Genomic DNA, 16,005 nt, shown 5'->3' with positions numbered 1-16,005 from the left:
TATAAAATTAGCCGAAGAGAAATTACTCTCTTCGGTTTTTCACCATGGGACGAAATTGAAAGATTATTTAAAACTGCTTGCTAGAAATTTAAGAAATTGGTGAAGTATGCTGTTTTTTCAAACTTTGAAACACAACCTAAAATCACACGTTGATAATATAGGATTTAATCAAACTATTTATATAGAATTAAACATTACGTTTACAGAACCTCCTATACAATATTAATCTATTTTTACCTATAAAACGCTATTCTTTTGAAAAGATTTTCTGTGGATATTCTTATGTATTTATGATAATATAATATATGTATTTAGTATCATTATCCTAAATATAAACTTGTCTCAGTAGCTCAGCTGGATAGAGCACTGCCCTCCTAAGGCAGGTGTCGGAGGTTCGAATCCTCTCTGGGACGCTTAGTATTTTGACTTAGTGTCACTTTTTAGTGCTTCTAAGTCTTTTTATTGTTTTACAAATCTATCTATATGATTATTCCACTCAAAAGAATATTCTAAGCATTTATATCGACTATGTTATCTACTATAAATGTTGCCATAATCTACATATAATATCTACTAAATTTATTATCAAGCGATAACGTAAATAATCATACTTCTTCATTTACCATCCCAATCTATACTATTATAAAAAATAACTGAATCCTTTCACTAAATTATTACTCATATAAAAGTAATGTTGACAGGTTAAATTCCGTATAGTATATTAGTAGTTACTTAATTACTAATATATAAGGAGAATATTATATGTCAAAAAAAATTGCAGAGGTGTCTAAAAATTGTGTAGCCTGTGGAAGTTGTGTAAAAGAATGTCCACTTGGTGCAATTAGTATATATAAAGGCATGTATGCTGATGTAGATAAAGAGAAATGTGTGGGATGTGGAAAATGTTCAACTATATGTCCCGCTGGTGTGATTACAATAAAATTAAGAGAAGAGGAATTTATCAATGCTTAGTAAAATTAAAAACTTCATGTGGATTGCAACAATTATATATTTTACTTTAGGTTTTTTTAATATATTTTTTGCGTGGTTAGGACTAATATGCTTTCTTACACCACTATTGATATCTATAATAAAAGGAGAGAAAATATATTGTAATACCTACTGTGGGAGAGGTCAGCTGTTAGGTCTTATGGGTGAAAGGTTTAATTTATCAAGAAAAAAAATGCCTCCAAAATGGCTTAGTAACAGATTATTTAGATATGCATTTTTAATTTTTTTCATGTCTATGTTTGCCTTAATGATTTTTTCTACTTATAAAGTATTTAAAGGTGCAGAATTAAAAGAAGTCATTACTATTTTATGGACATTTAAATTTCCTTGGAGATTGACCGATGTTTCTAATGTTTCTCCATGGATAGCACAGTTTTCTTTTGGATTTTATAGTATAATGTTAACATCTACAGTTCTAGGATTTATAACTATGGTACTATACAGACCTCGTAGCTGGTGTGTATATTGTCCTATGGGAACTATGACACAAGGTATATGTGAACTTAAAAATAGAAAGGAGAATTTTTAAATGGAAGAAAAAGCAAAAGAAGTTGCAGAAATTTTAAAGCTTCTATCAAACGAAAATCGACTTCTAATGTTTTGTGCCCTAATGGAAGGTCCTATGAGTGTTAGTGATATCGCAAAAAAAATACCTAATATCACAAGCTCTGCTATATCACAACACCTCTCACTTTTAAAGGCACATAAAATTCTAGATTCTAGCAAAAATGGACAGACAGTGACATACTTTATTGCTGATGAAAGAGTCAACGAAATAATAAATACAGTCAAAAAATTTTATTGTTAAAATAAATAAAAAGGAGTAATTTAATGAAAAAAGTTTTTGCACCAGGATGTTCTTTAATTCTATATAAGCCCGAACTAGTAAATAAATCAATGGATTTTCTTGTAAATTATATTGATAAAGATATTGAAGAACATATAATTTGTTGTAAACACGATCCAAAACTAGAAGAAAATACTAAAATAATAAATGCATGTCCAGGATGTGATCAACGTTATAGGTCTCTGTATAAAGGAATTTCTACTATATCTTTATGGGAAATTCTTGCAGACAATAACAATTTTATATTTCCAGATTACAACGGAATAGAAATGTCTATTCATGATGCCTGTTCAACTCGAACTGAAGATAGAGTTCATGATTCAGTTAGAAAACTATTAGAAAAAATGAATATAAAAGTTGTGGAGCCCAAAAATACCCGCAAGAAATCTACTTGTTGTGGAGGAAGTTTTTACGGTTCACTTTCTGAAAAACAGGTTCATGAAAGAATGAGGTCAAGAGCAAGTGAAATGCAAAAAGATGATGTAGTTACCTACTGTCTAGGTTGTGTTAGCTCAATGGCTATAGGAGGGAAAAAGCCTCGATATATACTCGATTTATTATTTAATGAAAATACTACAACTGATGAGTTGACTTCTGATTCATGGCAAGAAAAAGTAAATAACTACATTGAAAAACACTAATAAAATAAATCAAAATGCCGGTATTAAAAATATCGGTATTTTTAGAATCTTTAAAAATATTTTTTTAGAGTATAACAAATAATAGTTTAAATTATTTATATAAATTTCTTGAAAAATATACAGATATTTATAAATAATTTCAATCATTATAAATTTAGATGTAAAAAATATATATTATCAAAAGGGGTGTTATTTATGAATAAAATAAAATCATTTGGTCCTAAGGGCTCTAGATATCCAACAAAATCTCCATTTATTCTAATTGGATACCATAAAGATGACTATCCAAAGGGAAATGATAAAATGGAGCCAACATATTATATAGATGGAAGGGATGTAGGTCAAGATTTTAATCCAAGCTCTCCTTGGAGAATGTACCATGGTGATAAAATACCAGGATTTCCAGTGCATCCACATAGAGGATTTGAAACAGTTACAATTGTTGAAGAAGGTGTGATAGACCATACAGATAGCTTTGGTGGAAACGGTAGATACGCCGACGGAGATGTTCAATGGTTGACAGCGGGATCTGGTGTTCAACACTGTGAAATGTTTCCACTTGTAAATAACGATAAAGAAAATCCCTTTGAAATTTTCCAAATTTGGTTAAATCTTTCTAAGAAAAATAAAATGGTTACTCCTCATTACAAAATGCTTTGGAAAGAAGATATTCCAGTATATACTGAAGAAAATACCAACGGTTCAAAAGTCAAGATAAAGGTAATACACGGTAGTTATAAAGATATTTCTTTCTATAACTCTACTCCTGATTCATGGGCTGCTGATAAATCAAATGACGTCAGAATCCTTTTAATCGAAATGGATCCTCATGCAGAGCTCAACTTATCAACAGATTCTAAAACTGCATCTAGAATGTTGTACTACTACAAGGGATCTGGAATTACACTTGAAGATGTAAAACTGACTCATGAACAAATGTATGCAGAATTAAAAGAAGGTGAATCTATTCATATAAAAAACGGAAATTCGCCTAGTAAGTTACTTTTATTGGAGGGAAATGAAATCAAGGAACCGATCGCTCTTTACGGTCCATTTGTTATGAACACAGAACAAGAGATTGTTCAAGCTATGAATGATTATAGAAGGACTGAATTCGGAGGATGGAAATGGGATGAACCAGGTCCAGTACACGATAGAAATAAGGGTAGATATGCTGAATACAGCAACGGAGAAATGCATTATCCTAACGAAAATAATAAATAAAATAATAAATAATGAAAGGATTTTAAAAATATGAAAAACATAGAAATTCACATCGACTTTGCTTGTCCATTCTCCTACATAGGTGGAGAAAGAATGATTCAGTATTTGGAGGAAAATAAGGCACCTCTTACTAATATAAGATTTAGAAGTTTTCAGCTAAACCCTGATGACGATAATACAAAGCCTAGCTATATAAATAATAGATTTAAAGCATCTAATTTTAATACAATAGATGAATATAGGGATTTTTTTAATAATGGAATCGGAAGAGCTGCTAAGTCAATTGGCTTAAACTATGATGTAGATGCAGTAATCTCAAGAAATTCACGTCATGCTCATATGGGATTACAATACGCTACACTATTTGGAAAGCAGGCTGAATACTTTAGAGAAGTAATGTCCGGTCACTTTGAACAAGGCAAAGACTTTTATGACTTTGAATATATAGACGGAGTTCTTAAAAAACTAGGACTAGACGTATCTGATTTTCACTCTAGGGAAAGTGAAATGGAAAATCTTGTAGATGAGGATATAAGACTCGCTTACAAGCGTTCAGTTCCAAGTGTTCCTACTTTCTATCAAGATCATATTGTTCTTGCTGGAACAGGAAGCTACGAAGAATTCGATAGCTTTATGAAATAAATATGAGATAATTTACAAAATAAAAAAACAAGCTAGTAAAATTACTAGCTTGTTTTTTATTTTATACTCTTTTTTATTTCATACTTTTTTTATTTCATGCTTTTTTTTATTTTATGCTCTTTATTATTTTATGTTTTTTTGTTTTATACTCTTTTTTGATCTAATAATATATTCAATCTATCAGCACTTTTTTTATTTTCATATTTAGAATAAAAATAAAATCCTATCACATGACCAAAAAACGTTACTATTAAAATAATTGGAGTATAATTCATCAACCATAAAAACATATCTCTAGAAAATAAATATATCCCAATTTGCCCCGCAGCAAAATTAAAGATACTTGAAATTATAATATTTATACCTGCTTTATTTGTAGAGTAGCTCCATAAATATGTATAGAGTACTCCAAACACAAGTGATGCTACTGCTGATATAGCTAACATCTTCCAGATAAAAATAAGAGTAACTGTTTGTGGTTTTATAAAGATGGTTATTAAAAGAATAATCCACACAAAAACACCTGTAAAAGCTTGCATAAAATTATTTTTTAAATGTCTAAACATAATATTTCCTCCTTTATTTTCTTTGCATAATGTCTGCTGACAACATACTTTTTATTTGTCTTTGTTTCAACTTCTAATCGCGCATTTTCAGATGATTTAAACTGCTTGATTCTATTAATATTTACCATTACTGAATTGCTGATTCTCACTATTCCAAATTTATTTAAGTATTCCAAGTCCTTTAGTCTTTTTTGAATCATATAGTGATTTTTTTCATTATATAAAACTACGATAGAGTAATTAGAAAAAGTTTCTATCGATTCTATTTGATTTATTTCGACCTTTACCTTCATATCGTTTATTGGGTTTATCAATGTAATTATATTTTTGTCTTCAAATTGCTTTAACAACCCTTCCACTTCCTTCTTATTTTCAGGATTTGCACTAATATGTAATTCATTTATATGTATTTCTTTTTTCCAAAATGTTTTTATATTCATTTCATTCCTCCTTTCTAAATACATTATAAGTTTTTCAATTTTCTATATCAATAAAATTGAAACTTGTTGCATAATTCTATTACTTTATTGCATATAATTAAACTTCACTTTTAAATTTTCTATATTGTTATTAAACATATAATTAACAAAAAAAAAGACCCTTAATAGTAAGGTATTGATATAGCTACCAAAAAGTTAAACTTTTTTAAGTAATCATCTTAACTTCATAAGGATCTCTTTCTTATTTTGTTTTTTATATAAATATTGTTCTTTATTCAACAGACTTAAGTGCTGCTAGCATATCTACTTCTCTAAGTCTCTTATTTACTATAAATCCTAATAAGGCAGTTATTATAGAAACTATGACAACAGGTATTACAAAACTAGACGCCCCTAATTCAGATATAAACATTATTTCATCAGGTGGTACAGTATCCATAATATATGTATGTAACCATCTACCCAATCCATATCCAACTAGTATTCCCACTATAGAAAGTGATATTGTCTCTCTGTAAATGTATGCAGTTACTTCCCCATCATAAAATCCGAGCACCTTTATTGTAGAAAGTTCTCTTATACGCTCTGACACATTTATATTGGTCAAATTGTATAATATCACTAGCGCCAGTAATCCAGCAGCAAGTATTAATGCTTGCATCACCATATCTAGTGATGCCACGATAGTATTTATATAGTTTATTAGTGACGAGCTCTGAACTACACTCACTACACTTGAAGATTTCATAAATTCAGCCGATACTTTTTGAGTGTTTGATATATTTCTATTTTTAAGTGATACTAAATTTGCGTTGGTCACATACTTGTTATTATATACGTCTTCATAGGTATCTTTGTCCATAAATATAAAGTGTCCCATATACATTTCTGCTATACCAGAAATTTTTAGTTTTCTATCCTTCCCATCTTTGTCTTGAACTGTAATTACATCACCGATAGATACGTTTAATAGCGTTGAGAGCCTCTCTGTAATGATAGCCCCTCCTTTTTTAAATTCCAAGTCTTTACCTGTTTTTCTGTTTAAAAGACTAATATATTTATTAAATCCTTCTGTATTCTGAGGAACTATCATTCTAATTTCTTGCTTATCTTTGTTATCTCCGGCAGTTTTTGACACGGATTCAAAGTAAATCTCTGATTCGCTTTTTATATCTTTTGAATTTAGTAATTTTTTTAATTCATCTTTTTTCTCTGTATCTAAATTGCTGTTTTGGGCTACAATTAAATCATAGTGTAGTATTTCTCCAAACTGTCTTTGATTTATTCCTGATATGGAGTTTTTCATAGCAAATCCTGTAAATAGCAATGCTACAGATCCACTTACTCCAAATATAGTCATAAACATTCTCTTTTTATATCTAAAAATATTACGAGCAGTTACCTTCTGAGTAAAGCTCAACCTCTTCCACAAAGGTTTTATTCTTTCTAGTAATATCTTTGATCCAGACTTTGGAACTTTAGGCAACATTAATTCTGTAGTTTTTTCTTGAAGCTCTTTTCTTGCAACTATATATGCAGGAATCACTGCACTTATAAGAGATAATATAAATGCTGCTAGCGTTATTTTCCAATAAAAATGTATTTCAACCTCTGGAATAGTAAATGCGCTACCATAGGCAATATACGATACTTTTGGAAGTACTACTTGTCCTAAAAATACACCGATAGCTGTACCTATAGTACTTGCAATTAATCCATATATAGTAAATTTCTTAATTATATCTCCGTTGCTATATCCCAAAGCTTTCAGTGTTCCTGAGTTAATTCTTTCTTCGTCTACAAAGCGAGTCATAGTAGTGAAAGTTACCAAAGATGCAACAAAGTATAAAAATATAGGAAATATCATTGCTAAGGACTCTAATGCTGTAAATATACTTTGATATATTTTATATCCATCAGATCCAGGAATTTCTCTTCTACTATCTATAGAATAGCTTGGTAAAGACATATTATCAATTTTTGATATCTCAGATTCTACTGCCTTAAGATCTACCTTACCTTGAATAAATTCTTTTTTATATTCATTTTTTATTTCGTCTAGTCTTTCATGGGGTCTATTTTTTAAAGACTCTTTTAGTTCTTTTTTATGTTCTTGCACCAAATCTATATATTTATTTGAGTATATATCCACTTTTTTAGTGTCATTAAATTTTAATCTGGCAATCATATATACGTCTGAATCAAACACTTCAGGTACTACAACTGCATATCCATTTAACTCACCTGTCCCAGCCGATGTCTGTCCCATAGTAACAGTCGATGATATTTCACTAGAATTCACAAATCCTACTATTTTAAATTTATTTTCAGTTAAGGATTTCTTTCCAGTAAAATCTTCTTTTTCTGTAAAAGAAATCTTATCTCCTATTTTATATTTATCTTGATAAGTACTAGCTATTGCTATTTCGCTCTTAGAATTTGGCAACCTCCCTTTTACTGTATCGAATTTAGATATTTCTTTTGGCTTGGAAAAAATTCTAAAACTAGTATTGCTATCCTTTATAACAACATCTTTTAGATATCCGTACTCTACTTCACTTAAATCGTGGGCTTTATCAATTATTTTAATGTCGTCATCTGTTATTCCATAATCACTCATTACAGACACATCAAAGAGATTTAATCTATTAAAATAATTTCTTCCAGTAACTTGCATATCTGGATCTACTGCTTGTAGGCCAACTAAAGAAAATGATCCTAATACCATTAATAATACAATAGAAATAAATCTTCCTCTAGAGTTTGAAAATGAATTACGAATATCTTTCCAAAGTGCTTTTTTCTTCATTTTTAACACCTACCATTCAATATCCGCTATTTTTTTAGGGTGTTCATTAATCTCTATACTTTTAACCTTTGCATCATGCATATGTATTACTCTATCTGCTATAGGAGCAATTGCTGCATTATGAGTAACTATTACTACAGTAGCATCTTTTTTTCTACTCATATCTTGTAGAAGCTGTAAAACTTGCTTACCTGTCTTGTAATCAAGTGCGCCTGTAGGCTCGTCACAGAGTAATATTTTAGGATTTTTTGCTATGGCTCTTGCTATCGCCGTTCTCTGCTGCTCTCCCCCAGAAAGCTGTGCTGGAAAATTATCCATTCTATGTTCTAGACCTACATCACTTAACACCTCTTCTGTGTCAAGTGCATCATTAACAATCTCAGATGCTAGCTCAACATTTTCTTTTGCAGTCAAATTAGCAACTAGATTATAAAATTGAAATACAAATCCAACATCATTTCTACGGTATGTAGTTAACTCTTTTGCATTGTAATTGGATATGTCTTTTCCATCTACAATTACTTTTCCTTCATCATTTGAATCCATTCCACCTAAAATATTTAATACTGTTGACTTCCCCGCTCCAGAAGCACCTGAAATAATGACAAGCTCCCCCTTTTCAATAGAAAAACTTACAGAATCATTTGCCACTATTTCAACTTCTCCTACTTTGTATTTTTTTGAGCTGTTTATCATATCAATATATGCCATAATCTCCTCATCCTTTCTAAGGTAAAACTACGTATAAAATGTAAAATAATTTAAACTTTAATCCATATTTACAGTTCAATCTTCAAATTCTTTTGGTCTTTGGGAGTTTCTAAATATATACTATTTAAATATGTCGCTATAAAATGTTTTTCATAGTATTTTTGCCAAAGTTTATATCCATCGCTCTCTGTAGACAATTCTGGATGTATATTCATTTCACCTGAAAAATACGAAAGACTTGTATCGGCTAAAAAATTCACCATTTTTTCCAACTCATTATCTGATATTTCTTCGTTTTGAAGTATAAATTCTGACTGATTCTTAGATACTTTCATAAATGAGTTCTTTGAATATTCTTCAAAATTAATTAAATTTTCATCCTCAGTTCCGTATTTTCTCATCCAATAACCAACTGCTAAACTTTTAGCTTCGTATGTTATGTTTTTTCTCATATCAACAGTGATATCTCCATATAAGTTTGGATACATTGCTATTGTTCCTACAGCTACATCATAAACGCCCTTACTTTCAGATATGTGTTGAAGGTGCATGTGACCACTCAAATTTAATCTAACATTATATTTATTCATCAAATCAACCATCTTAGTTCCATTTTTTATTACATATCCTGATAAAAATATTTTATTATGCGCTAAAATATTTTGATGTGTTACAGAAATAGTAGTTTCATTATTTGATTTTGCACTCTTCAGCATTTTTTCAATCCATTTGTAAGTTGAATTTGATATATATCCCTTGTTATTATCTGTACTAGTGTCTAGCATCAATATATTTATATAGCTATTTAGCCTATACATATAGCTTAAAGAATCTTTATCCCTTCCTATAATTCTTGAACTTTCCCCATATCCAAAGTCTGAGTAAATATTTTTAAAATCTTCTATAGTAACACTTTCTACAGATTCTTCCTCATCGCCTATATATCTTTTAGCAGAGTTGCTATCTATATCATGATTTCCAGGCAAAACAACTACTGAAATATTTTTATCCTTTAAAATTTTTAGTTTTTTTGCAAACTCATCATGACTTTCTTTTTCTCCTTTATAAGTTAGATCTCCACTTACTATTATTAAATCCGGATTTACTTTTATCATTTCTAATATAAAAGCATCCATTATTTTATCTATATATCTAACTGTTTTTCCATCATTTTTTTCTACCTTTTCAAAAAAAGACCCTTTATAATCAGTAAGTTTCATAGATAAATAGTGAATGTCACTTATGTGGATTATATTTATTTTTTCTTTGTTTCCATCTATATCTTCATCTTTTATTTTATTAATTATATCTTTATTGAGTTTATTTTTATCCTTTGTCAATATATAAAAACCTATGACTATTATTAAAATCAATGCTATTAAAATTAACATCTATACCACCTCACAAATATTTTTTACTACTATATTTTATTATACCAAATATGAATACCATATTATACAGGTTAAGTTTTAAAATACGAAATATTCTTAATATTTATTTGCAACAAAAAAAAGACTTAAAGAATTTTCTTTAAGTCTTTTATGCGCCCGGCGGGACTCGAACCCACAACCCCTTGATTCGTAGTCAAGTACTCTATCCAGTTGAGCTACGAGCACTGGTAAAATCTTACCTTCCCATTGTACCATATTTAAGTCTTATTTTCAATTATATTATTTTATTAATAACATTTATTTGAAAAACTGTAAAAAATACCTTTTTATAGTTTTAAATATTTATTATAAATTTATTTTTGCTTTCACTGTAATTATAAGACAGCTACAACTTTTATTTAATTTATGATTTCTTCAGACATTTTTTATACAAAGCTTTTATTCCTATTTCTCCTATTGGTGCCATTACTAATATAGATACTACTGATGCTGCCATAATCATATTTCCGGAAGCTATACCTCTAGCTAGAGGTATTCCCCCTATAGCAGCTTGAACAGTAGCTTTTGGTGTATATGATACCATACAGAAAAATTTTTCCTTAATATTTAAATCAGTCTTGAGCAAAGATATAAATACGCCTAGCATTCGAAATACAACTGCAATAATTATTAATATAATTATCGTACTTCCAGATGATAAAATATAGCTAAGATCTACAGAAGCTCCAACTAATACAAAAAGAAGTATCTCTGCAACCACCCATATTTTAGAAAATTTTAAAGACATATTTTTTGCAATTTCTGGTGAAAAATACAATAATCCCATACCCATAGTCATTACTGCAAGAAGACCTGAAAATGGAATAATATTTTTTACTTTATTTTCCAAAGCTATAAATAAAAATGAAATACTTAGAATCGCCAGCACTTTTGCAGTATCTCTGATATCAATTTTTTTCATAATTTTACTAAGCGACCATCCCGTAAGTATACCAATAGTTGCTCCTACACATACTGATATCGGTATCGATATAATTTGAATGATAGATATACTTTCTCCACCTGCCAAGGACATGAACACACCGAATAAAACTATGATAAAAATTCCATCCACAGACGAGCCAGCCATTACTATTTGTGGGATGCTTTTGTCTACTCCATACCTAGAATATATTAGCTTAATCATACTCGGTACTATTACTGCTGGAGAAACTGCCGCTACTACACACCCTAAAATTGCAGCTTCAATTACGGTTATTCCCAATATTTTTGGAGCAATAATCGAAACTGCTAATATTTCAAAACATGCAGGAACAAAGCACATTAAAATTGCCGGTCTGCCAACTTTTTTTAATTCCTTCAAATTTAATGATAGCCCCGCTCTCATCAGTATTACAATCAAAGCGATCTGTCGCAAATCTGGGGATATATCCAGAATTTTTGTATCGATTAAATTTAATACATGAGGTCCAAGTAAAATACCAGCTATTATTGTTCCTAAAAGAGCTGGCAATTTTATTTCTTTGAAGAAACGTTCTAAAATCATTCCAAATATAAAAATTAATGCCAAACTTGTAAGAATAAAACCATCTCCTTTTAATTAAATTATTATATACACTTGTATATCATATATTATGATATTACTTTAAATCTTCATTAGTATTTTTTATATATTCTCTATATTTATCTAAAATTCTTTTTATTTCACTATGTGGAAGTGCATACACAGTATTTTTATTTCTTCCGTGCATATCTTTTGCTGCAACTAATACATTTACAATAGCTTCTTCTGTAGCTTGTGTAACTGCTTTATATATAGGATCTATTTTTTCATCAGACAATAACGTCACCGTACTTTTGTCATATGAAAATGCATTTTCATTAGCCGTAGAAAAAGCTATAAAAATATCACCTGATCCACTTTCATTTCCTGCTCCTAGTTTACCAATTCCAAGTGGAGCTCTTTTACATAGTTTTTTTAATTGCCATGGAAGTACTGGTGCATCTGTTGCTATTACAACTATTATAGATCCACTTCCCTCTCTAGGGGAAAGATGCTTTATTTCACTATCAAAGCCTTTTATTTCTTTTCCAAATGGTATGCCTGCAATATTTAAGTCTTCTCTTTTTCCATGATTTGCCTGTACTAATACTCCAACAGTATATCCATCTTCTGTTATTCTGGACGCAGTTCCTGTTCCTCCCTTGAATTCATGGCAAATCATTCCAGTACCTCCACCTACACAGCCTTCTAATATTTTTCCACTTGTAGATGTTTCCAGTGCTTCTATTGCATCCTCTTACTTCACCATAAATCCATTGATATTATTGAGTACTCCATCAAATGTTTCTCCAACTACAGGATAAAAGTATCCAAATCCATCTATTTCGCCATCGTTATAAATTGGATAAAAATAATCATTTTTAACCATCCATTTAGATGTAGCATCTCTTACTACACCTACGCTGTTTGTGTTCGTCAGCATTATAGGTCCGTGAAGAAATCCAGAATCATCAATCCAATGTGTTCCTGTTAATTCTCCATTTCCATTTAAATCATATCTACCAGAAAAAACTGCACTTTTCTTTTTTCCCCTTGGTAGAATAGCTGTCACACCAGTTCTTGCAAAATTACAATCACATGTAGTGTCTCTGCTTGATTCCTCAATGATTATAGTTTTATATCCAACTTCTACGCCTTCTACATCGGTAATTGCATTATATTTTCCTGTTATTCCTTTAAACGGAATCTTTAAATCTCTAGCTCTCATAATAATTCTCTTTTCAGGTTTTTAGACCACTGTAATATTATAATACAATATAAATAATATGTACAACCTCTGACTATATTTCAAAACACGATTTTATATATATCAAATCATAATTTTCATTAATTTTATGATAAAAAATTATTAATTTAATCTCTAAATTTAATAATTTTATAAATTTTAAAATTAAACAGTAGACAAGGTTATGAGCTAAAATATTATCATTATGAAAATCATATTCTTTTAAAAATACTTTACATATTTTATAATATTTGGTAGAATTAAATCGAAGTTATCATTTTATTTATATTTTAAACTAAATTCATGATAATGTAAAATAATTTAAATTGATAACTATCAAAATATATCAAGATAAGAAAAGGAGAAGGTTATGAAAATCAACAAAATTTTTACAACAACTGTTTTATCATCGCTTATATTAAGCTCAATCGCTGGTTTGCCAACATCAAACTTTGCAGATGAATTAACAACCATTTCAGAACGTAATATTCAAGAAAAATTACCAGATATTACTGGACAGAAATTTGACTCAGGGTTACTTTCACAATATAAAGTAATTGGAAAATCAATAGATAAAGTTGGTCAAACTCATTACACATTGCAACAAATTGCTGATGGGATTGCTGTAGATAATAGCGAAGTAAAAGTGCATGTAAATTCAGAAGGTTTAATTGTAGGAATTACAGGAAAAATCAATGAAAATAAAATTTCTTTAGCTGATAAAGTAACTGTATCTGAAAATCGTGCATCAGATATTGCTAAAGATAAATTTGGCAGCGATGCTCAAGTGTATCAACAAAAACAATACGTTGATGCAGACGGTAGCCCATTCTGGGTAGTAAAGGTGGCTAGTTCTAAAGATGTAAACAAAGATGCTATGCAATACAAAATTAGCTCTTCAGATGGAAGTATTATCGAAGAAAAAAGTGCTATACAACACGAACAGCGTTTAACGCCAGTAAATTCAACTGGTATTAAACAAAATGGAAAAAGAGTTCAATTCAAAACTTTAGCTGATAATTATTATGGAGTAAATCTTTTATGGGACGCTCCTCACAATGAGTCAGAAAACAAAATATTAGATTCTCGTACTCAAAACAACTTTGTTCACTCATACAACAATCAATTTAATGATTCAGCGGCAGTAGATGCTTTTGTACATGGTCAGGAAGTTTATAATTACTATCGTAATGAATTCAACATAAAAGGTGTAAATGGTAAAAAAGCTCCATTGATCGCAATTGTACACGATAATGAAGCAAAAAACAATGCATTTTGGAATCCAGGAACTCAAACTATGCACTACGGTGAAGTAGATAGAACTGGTGTTGCACTATCTGCTGCAAAGGATGTTGTTGGCCATGAAATAACACATGGATTTATTAATAATTCTTGTGATCTTGAGTATTCTAATCAGTCAGGTGCTTTAAATGAATCACTAGCAGATACATTCGGTTATTTTGTTGATCCAGGTAACTGGACAATGGGAGAAGATGCTAACTTCACAATTCGTGATTTATCAAATCCTGGAAGATTTAATCAGCCAGACCATATGTCTAAGTATCGTAACATGCCAAATACAGAGGAAGGTGACCATGGCGGTGTACATATAAACTCTGGTATAATGAACAAGGCAGCCTATAATATTATTCAATCTATAGGTAAAGAAAAAGCACAACAAATTTACTTCACAGTTATGCAACATTATCTAAATAAAAATTCTGACTTTGAACAAATGAGAAATGCTATGGTTCAAGCTTCTAAAGCTCTTTATAAAAATGATCCTAGTGTTGCTATAGCGGTAAACAATGGATATGCAGCTGTAGGGATTGGTCAGCGCATCAATAATATAAGCAAAGATAACACAGCTGTAAATAAAGATGTTAAGGTAATTAAAGATGGAAGTGTTTCAAAATTAGATTTTGAGGAGTTTTCAGGAATGAAGCAAGTAACAGTAGTAGATACTGAACTTGGATCAATACAGATTGAGACTTCAGAAGGACACAGCAAGCCTGTTGTAGCTGAATAAGTACAAACATAAGCTATGACACTAAAATAGGATAATTATTCGTTATAAAGCATTTTCAACTTTAATAAAGTGTTCTACTTTTTAGATATATAATTTTTAGCGTTGGTAGTAATAAAAATCCATAATAGTCTAAAGACTAAAATGGATAAAATTACTATCAGCGCTATTTTATTTCAATATAATGATATTTTATTTGTTTTATTTGTTAGTGTTTTAAAATACTATTTAAAATAAAATAAGAGCAGTCTTTTGACTGCTCTTATTTTATAAAGTTCAATATACATTAAACTAAATATAGTAGCGGTAACAGGACTTGAACCTGTGACCTTTCGGGTATGAACCGAACGCTCTAGCCAACTAAGCTATACCGCCAAATATGGTGCCTAGAGGCGGAATCGAACCACCGACACGGGGATTTTCAGTCCCCTGCTCTACCGACTGAGCTATCTAGGCATTTTGCTCTGGCGGAGAGGGTGGGATTCGAACCCACGGTACCGTTAAGTATCACTGGTTTTCAAGACCAGCTCCTTAAACCACTCGGACACCTCTCCACAATCTATATCTTAAACTAAACTGTTTTTTTGTAAAAAAAAATAATTGGCTGGGGATGCGGGATTTGAACCCACGAATGCATGAGTCAAAGTCATGTGCCTTACCGCTTGGCTAATCCCCAACAAAATATTTAAATGGTGAGCGCACAGGGATTCGAACCCCGGACACACGCCTTAGAAGGGCGTTGCTCTATCCAACTGAGCTATGCACCCATATGCAAAATTATAATAAACTGGTGCGGATGAAGGGAGTCGAACCCCCACGCCAAAGGCGCTAGATCCTAAGTCTAGTGCGTCTGCCAATTCCGCCACATCCGCGCATTGAGTTTATTAAACTGGTGGAGGATGGTGGAT

At 30.6% G+C, this 16,005-nt stretch carries 13 protein-coding genes, 8 tRNA genes and 1 pseudogene; 8 read left to right on the top strand and 14 right to left on the bottom strand.

The window, feature by feature from the left end:
* Positions 1–339: 339 nt before the first annotated feature.
* The 7 genes from C0982_RS10025 (at position 340) to C0982_RS09995 (ending at position 4,365) form a co-directional block, all read left to right on the top strand.
* Positions 340–413, top strand: a tRNA-Arg gene (locus tag C0982_RS10025).
* Positions 414–762: 349 nt separating this feature from the next.
* On the top strand, positions 763–972 hold the full coding sequence (locus C0982_RS10020) for a 4Fe-4S dicluster domain-containing protein (protein ID WP_101774069.1): 210 nt from the start codon (positions 763–765) through the stop codon (positions 970–972).
* Positions 965–1,540 carry a 4Fe-4S binding protein gene (locus tag C0982_RS10015; RefSeq protein ID WP_101774068.1) on the top strand — a complete coding sequence of 192 codons (576 nt, stop codon included), beginning with the start codon at positions 965–967 and terminating at the stop codon, positions 1,538–1,540. Before C0982_RS10020 ends, C0982_RS10015 begins: the two co-directional genes overlap by 8 nt.
* Positions 1,541–1,819: an ArsR/SmtB family transcription factor gene (locus C0982_RS10010; RefSeq protein WP_101774067.1), complete on the top strand. Its 279-nt coding sequence runs from the start codon at positions 1,541–1,543 to the stop codon at positions 1,817–1,819.
* A 23-nt stretch (positions 1,820–1,842) separates the two neighbouring features.
* Complete coding sequence (locus C0982_RS10005) at positions 1,843–2,499, top strand: (Fe-S)-binding protein (protein WP_101774066.1); 657 nt, start codon at positions 1,843–1,845, stop codon at positions 2,497–2,499.
* 195 nt (positions 2,500–2,694) lie between these two features.
* A complete protein-coding gene (locus C0982_RS10000) occupies positions 2,695–3,723 on the top strand; it encodes a pirin family protein (protein ID WP_101774065.1) in 1,029 nt (342 codons plus the stop codon).
* A 30-nt stretch (positions 3,724–3,753) separates the two neighbouring features.
* Entirely contained in the window at positions 3,754–4,365 is a 612-nt protein-coding gene (locus C0982_RS09995; protein ID WP_101774064.1) for a DsbA family oxidoreductase, read from the top strand.
* A gap of 143 nt (positions 4,366–4,508) precedes the next feature.
* Here C0982_RS09995 and C0982_RS09990 read toward each other — a convergent pair whose 3' ends face one another.
* From C0982_RS09990 to C0982_RS10730, 8 genes and pseudogenes are all read right to left on the bottom strand, one after another.
* The gene (locus tag C0982_RS09990; RefSeq protein WP_101774063.1) at positions 4,509–4,931 is read right to left on the bottom strand and encodes a hypothetical protein; all 423 of its coding nucleotides are present in this window, start codon (positions 4,929–4,931) and stop codon (positions 4,509–4,511) included.
* A complete protein-coding gene (locus C0982_RS09985; protein ID WP_180946936.1) occupies positions 4,916–5,371 on the bottom strand; it encodes a LytTR family DNA-binding domain-containing protein in 456 nt (151 codons plus the stop codon). The genes C0982_RS09990 and C0982_RS09985 overlap by 16 nt, the downstream gene beginning before the upstream one ends.
* Positions 5,372–5,642: 271 nt before the next feature.
* Entirely contained in the window at positions 5,643–8,180 is a 2,538-nt protein-coding gene (locus tag C0982_RS09980) for an ABC transporter permease (RefSeq protein ID WP_101774061.1), read from the bottom strand.
* Between the two features lie 9 nt (positions 8,181–8,189).
* The gene (locus tag C0982_RS09975) at positions 8,190–8,891 is read right to left on the bottom strand and encodes an ABC transporter ATP-binding protein (RefSeq protein ID WP_101774060.1); all 702 of its coding nucleotides are present in this window, start codon (positions 8,889–8,891) and stop codon (positions 8,190–8,192) included.
* 68 nt (positions 8,892–8,959) lie between these two features.
* Positions 8,960–10,282 carry a metallophosphoesterase gene (locus C0982_RS09970; protein ID WP_101774059.1) on the bottom strand — a complete coding sequence of 441 codons (1,323 nt, stop codon included), beginning with the start codon at positions 10,280–10,282 and terminating at the stop codon, positions 8,960–8,962.
* A gap of 151 nt (positions 10,283–10,433) precedes the next feature.
* A tRNA-Arg gene (locus C0982_RS09965) sits at positions 10,434–10,507 on the bottom strand.
* A gap of 178 nt (positions 10,508–10,685) precedes the next feature.
* The gene (locus tag C0982_RS09960; protein ID WP_330399832.1) at positions 10,686–11,852 is read right to left on the bottom strand and encodes a cation:proton antiporter; all 1,167 of its coding nucleotides are present in this window, start codon (positions 11,850–11,852) and stop codon (positions 10,686–10,688) included.
* Positions 11,853–11,922: 70 nt separating this feature from the next.
* A pseudogene (locus tag C0982_RS10730) lies at positions 11,923–13,053 on the bottom strand (DmpA family aminopeptidase).
* 388 nt (positions 13,054–13,441) lie between these two features.
* Between C0982_RS10730 and C0982_RS09950 the strand changes: the two are divergent.
* On the top strand, positions 13,442–15,100 hold the full coding sequence (locus C0982_RS09950; protein WP_101774057.1) for a M4 family metallopeptidase: 1,659 nt from the start codon (positions 13,442–13,444) through the stop codon (positions 15,098–15,100).
* Between the two features lie 298 nt (positions 15,101–15,398).
* Here the strand turns inward: C0982_RS09950 and C0982_RS09945 are convergent.
* The 6 genes from C0982_RS09945 to C0982_RS09920 all read right to left on the bottom strand — a co-directional run bounded on the left by C0982_RS09945 (position 15,399) and on the right by C0982_RS09920 (position 15,969).
* A tRNA-Met gene (locus C0982_RS09945) sits at positions 15,399–15,472 on the bottom strand.
* Between the two features lie 5 nt (positions 15,473–15,477).
* Positions 15,478–15,553, bottom strand: a tRNA-Phe gene (locus C0982_RS09940).
* A gap of 9 nt (positions 15,554–15,562) precedes the next feature.
* Positions 15,563–15,651: transfer RNA gene (locus C0982_RS09935), tRNA-Ser, on the bottom strand.
* 47 nt (positions 15,652–15,698) lie between these two features.
* Positions 15,699–15,773, bottom strand: a tRNA-Gln gene (locus C0982_RS09930).
* 14 nt (positions 15,774–15,787) lie between these two features.
* Positions 15,788–15,864, bottom strand: a tRNA-Arg gene (locus C0982_RS09925).
* 21 nt (positions 15,865–15,885) lie between these two features.
* A tRNA-Leu gene (locus tag C0982_RS09920) sits at positions 15,886–15,969 on the bottom strand.
* Between the last annotated feature and the right edge of the window lie 36 nt (positions 15,970–16,005).

It is taken from the genome of Peptostreptococcus faecalis, from assembly GCF_900240845.1.
Taxonomy (GTDB): domain Bacteria; phylum Bacillota; class Clostridia; order Peptostreptococcales; family Peptostreptococcaceae; genus Peptostreptococcus; species Peptostreptococcus faecalis.
This window is presented reverse-complemented; position numbering and strand designations above follow the sequence as displayed.